The sequence below is a fragment of the Sphingomonas paucimobilis NBRC 13935 genome (genome assembly GCF_000739895.2).
Lineage (GTDB): Bacteria > Pseudomonadota > Alphaproteobacteria > Sphingomonadales > Sphingomonadaceae > Sphingomonas > Sphingomonas paucimobilis.
Map to the genome: position 1 here is coordinate 1 of NZ_BBJS01000040.1, position 4,209 is coordinate 4,209.

Sequence of the window (4,209 nt, forward strand, 5' to 3'; positions counted from 1 at the left end):
ACCTGACGGCCTGCCAGCTCCCCTTGCAGGGGAGGAACAAGAGAAGCTTACCACAACACCCCATCGACCGGCTTCATCGGCTCGGGCGCGGGATCGCCGATCGCCTGGAGCAGATCGATCTCGATCGTTCGGCACATGGCGCTCAGCGGCAGGTCGTGGACCGTGTCGGAAAAGGGATCGACCAGATCGTCGCCGATCTGAAGCGCGGCAAGGAACATCAGGCCTGCGATCGACGAACCCACCGGCGTGGCGAAACCCAGTGTCTCGACCAGACCGATCGGCAGCAGCACGCAGAACAGCCGGGTGAAGAAGGCCGGGATAAAGCGATACTGGTTGGGCAGCGGCGTGTTCTTCAATCGCTCCATGCCGCCCTGCGAATTGGCGATGTCGACCAGCACCGATTCCATCTGCGTCTGCTGAATGGTGTCGATCCAGCCATTGCGGCGCGCATCGTCGATCCGGCGACCGGTGCCGTCGAGCAGGCCATTGGCGGTGTTGGTCCGCTGAAGCGAGGGTTCCGCCTCGCCCTGCGACAGGAAGCGCAGCACTTCGCCATCGACCGGCTGTTTTCGCAACTGACAGCGCAGCGCATTCACATAGGCGATCTGGCGCAGCACGATCGAACGCTTCAGATCATGCGCCTCGGGATCGGGCAGGAAGTTGCGCGCACTACGCGCGATGTTGCGCGAAGCGTTGATCATCAGGCCCCAGAGCTGCCGCCCCTCCCACCAGCGCTGATAGGCCGAGTTGGTGCGGAACCCCAGAAAGAGGGCAAGCGCTGTGCCGAACAGGGTCAGCGGCAGCGACGGCGCCTTGAACGGCAATACATAGTAAGCAATCGTGACGATCACGTCCCAGATGAACAGCGCCAGCAAAGGCCGCCAAACCTCGGCGATGATGATGCGGGTGCGGGGTACGGCATCGACGATCAAATCAGGTCTCCCTCAAACGGCCACCCAGTGTTCCTCAGGGCGCAGCAACGCCGGGCAATCCGGTTGGATGCGCCACCGAAATAATAGTGCGATGCAGCAAAGGAAGGGGCGGACGGGCACCGGACATCAAACGTCACGAACCGCCATAGACTTGCCATCGACTGGACCGCCGGCAACCCGTTCAAACGTTGGCATTTCTTGGGACGCCCAAATACCGTCCGTACACATGATCGCCGGGGCCGCCCTTGCCGCACAGAGGCTGGCCGGGCATGACGAAAAACATGACGTCCTCCCCTCCGCCCCGCATCCTGATCGTCGCCGGCTCCGACTCCGGCGGCGGCGCCGGCATCCAGGCGGACATCAAGACCGTGGCGATGCTGGGCGGCCATCCCATGACCGCGATCACCGCGATCACCGCGCAGAACACGCTGGGGGTGCAGGCGGTGCATCCGGTCCCCACCGCCATGGTGATGGCGCAGATCGACAGCGTGCTGAGCGATATCGGCGCCGATGCGGTCAAGATCGGGATGATCGGATCGGCCGAAACCGCCCATGCACTGGCTGATCGTCTGGAAACGCTGAGCCTGCCGGTCGTCTTCGATCCCGTGATGATCGCGACCAGCGGATCGGTGCTCGCCGATGCCGATGTCATCGCGGCCTTTCGCCGCTTCCTGGGCCTTGCCGCACTGACCACGCCCAATCTGCCCGAACTGGCGGCGCTGGGCGGTGAAGCGGTGGTGCGACACCAGACCCGCGCCCTGCTGGTCAAGGGCGGGCATGGCGAAGGCCCGGTGATCGAGGACCGGCTGGTCGAGGCGGAGGGCGAACAACGCTGGCAGCATCCTCGGCTCGACACCCGTTCGACCCATGGCACTGGCTGTACGCTGGCCAGCGCGATCGCGACCGGCCTGGGGCAGGGACTGCCGCTGGCGGATTCGGTCGACCGCGCCATCGCCTTCGTCCAGGCCGCACTCGCCGCCGCGCCGGGGTTGGGCCAAGGACATGGGCCGATGGGGCATGGGCTGGGCATGGTGCCCTTCTACCACCTGCTCGCCGCGCTCAGCCGCGAAGGTTGGGATGCGGCGGCATTCGCCGCGCGCTGGGGGTGAAACCCGACTCCTCCCCGGTACGAGGATTTGGCAGCACGCAGTGCTGACGGAGGGGGCCTGCCACAAAGGACGCGCCCTGCCGCACGCCCCCTCCACCATGCTGCGCATCGTGCCCCCCCCGTTTTGGGGAGGATCTCTTGTGGACACCGCTCCACCCCGATAAAGCCCCCCGCCATGGTCGATACCGGTTTTCCCATGCCCCTGTGCGGCGTGGACGAGGCGGGGCGCGGGCCGCTGGCAGGACCGGTGGTCGCGGCCGCCGTGATCCTGCCCGAACGCGATTGCCCCAGCGGCATCAACGATTCCAAGAAGCTGACCGAGAAGACGCGCGCGCGGCTGTGCGCAGAGATCCGGTCTTGCGCGATCGTCGGCGTCGGCGTGGTGGAGCCGGAGGAGATCGACCGGCTGAACATCTATTGGGCGACGATGAAGGCGATGACGCTGGCGGTCGATGCCGTGGTCGCGGGCTTGGGACGCGCGCCCGCCCATGTGCTGGTCGACGGCAACCGCTTACCCAAATGGGGCTACACCGCCACCGCGATCGTCGGCGGCGATGCCAAGTCACTGGCGATCGGCGCCGCCTCGATCGTCGCCAAGCATGTCCGCGACGAGATGATGATCGCGGCGGCCGAGGATTGGCCGGCTTATGGCTGGCATTCGAACAAGGGCTATGGCTCGGCCACGCATCTGGCCGCTTTGCGCGAACATGGCCCCACCCCGCTCCACCGCCGCAGCTTCGCGCCGGTGGCGCAATGCTATCTCGACCTCTGAATTCCGGCCCGTCCCATGCCGGGGCAGGAATTTTGGTTAAGACGAGTCACCCTCGCCACACCCCCACTCCCTTGGGGGCAAAGTTATCCACACCCCCAATATCTGCCACGCAATCGCAACAGATCACCGAATCTGGCGGATTCCCACGAGTCGTGCCCGCGAATCGCCCCTTGACGACCGACTCGTTCCGGGTCGATGCGAGGGTCTGAGGGCAGAAGGGACGGTACACGATGGGGGTCATCCAGACGGTGGGACGGCCGATCGGGGCGCGACCGATCGCGACAGAACGCGAAGAGGTTCTGCCCCTCGACCAGATCCTGATGGGCGATTGCATCGCCGCGCTGCGCTCGCTGCCCGACAAGTCGGTCGACATGGTCTTCGCCGACCCGCCCTATAATCTGCAACTCGGCGGCGAGCTGTTCCGCCCGGATGGCAGCCATGTCGACGCCGTCACCGACGCCTGGGACAAGTTCGACACCTTCGCCGCATACGACGCCTTCACCCGCGCCTGGCTCGCCGAATGCTACCGCGTGCTCAAGGACAATGGCTCGCTCTGGGTGATCGGCAGCTATCACAATATCTTCCGCGTCGGAACTGCGGTGCAGGATCTGGGCTTCTGGATCCTCAACGACATCATCTGGCGCAAGTCCAACCCCATGCCCAATTTCAAGGGCACCCGCTTTACCAATGCGCATGAGACTTTGATCTGGGCGTCGAAGGGCGAGAAGGCGAAATACACCTTCAACTATCGCTCGATGAAGACGCTGAACGACGAGATCCAGATGCGCTCGGACTGGGAATTCCCGATCTGCGGCGGTCAGGAGCGGCTGAAAAAGGACGGGCACAAGGTCCATCCGACCCAGAAGCCCGAGGCACTCCTCTATCGCATCCTGCTCGCCTGCACGCGGCCGGGCGATGTGATCGCCGATCCGTTCTTCGGGACCGGCACGACCGGCGCGGTCGCCAAGCGGCTGGGCCGCCGCTGGATCGGGATCGAGCGCGAGCCGACCTATTGCGCCGCCGCGATCGAACGGATCGAGGCCGCCTTGCCGCTCGACGAAAGCGCGCTCGCCACGATGCAGAGTCCCAAGGCGCAGCCCAAGGTCGCGTTCGGGACGCTCGTCGAAACCGGTTATCTGGCCCCCGGCATGCCGTTGATGGACGCCAAGCGGAAATGGCGGGCGACGGTGCGCGCGGATGGCTCGCTGCTGTCCGATTGCGGGCAGGCCGGGTCGATCCACCGGCTGGGCTCGCTGCTCCAGAACCGGCCGACCTGCAATGGCTGGACCTTCTGGCATTATGAACTGGAGGGCGCGCTGAAGCCGATCGACGCCATGCGCCAGACCTGGCTGTTGGCCACCCAGCCGTAACACCTATTCCTCCCCTGTAAGGGGAGG

Annotated in this window: 4 protein-coding genes; 3 read left to right on the forward strand and 1 reads right to left on the reverse strand. The window is 65.3% G+C overall.

The genetic code is table 11. The annotated features are described in order from the left end of the window. Nucleotides 1-47 precede the first annotated feature (47 nt). Entirely contained in the window at nucleotides 48-932 is an 885-nt protein-coding gene (locus tag SP6_RS12550; protein WP_007407168.1) for a bestrophin family protein, read from the reverse strand. Between the two features lie 281 nt (nucleotides 933-1,213). Here SP6_RS12550 and thiD point away from each other — a divergent pair, with 281 nt between their 5' ends. From thiD to SP6_RS12565, 3 genes are all read left to right on the forward strand, one after another. Continuing rightward, complete coding sequence (gene thiD, locus SP6_RS12555; RefSeq protein WP_037570364.1) at nucleotides 1,214-2,041, forward strand: bifunctional hydroxymethylpyrimidine kinase/phosphomethylpyrimidine kinase; 828 nt, start codon at nucleotides 1,214-1,216, stop codon at nucleotides 2,039-2,041. A gap of 174 nt (nucleotides 2,042-2,215) precedes the next feature. Next, nucleotides 2,216-2,812 carry a ribonuclease HII gene (rnhB, locus tag SP6_RS12560; RefSeq protein WP_007407165.1) on the forward strand — a complete coding sequence of 199 codons (597 nt, stop codon included), beginning with the start codon at nucleotides 2,216-2,218 and terminating at the stop codon, nucleotides 2,810-2,812. 230 nt (nucleotides 2,813-3,042) lie between these two features. Further along, entirely contained in the window at nucleotides 3,043-4,182 is a 1,140-nt protein-coding gene (locus SP6_RS12565; RefSeq protein WP_007407170.1) for a site-specific DNA-methyltransferase, read from the forward strand. The last annotated feature ends 27 nt before the right edge of the window (nucleotides 4,183-4,209 follow it).

Bases quoted from the DNA above. Each gene is read 5' to 3' on its own strand.
- rnhB (WP_007407165.1), top strand. From the start codon at position 2,216: ATGGTCGATACCGGTTTTCCCATGCCCCTGTGCGGCGTGGACGAGGCG.
- SP6_RS12565 (WP_007407170.1), top strand. From the start codon at position 3,043: ATGGGGGTCATCCAGACGGTGGGACGGCCGATCGGGGCGCGACCGATC.
- thiD (WP_037570364.1), top strand. From the start codon at position 1,214: ATGACGTCCTCCCCTCCGCCCCGCATCCTGATCGTCGCCGGCTCCGAC.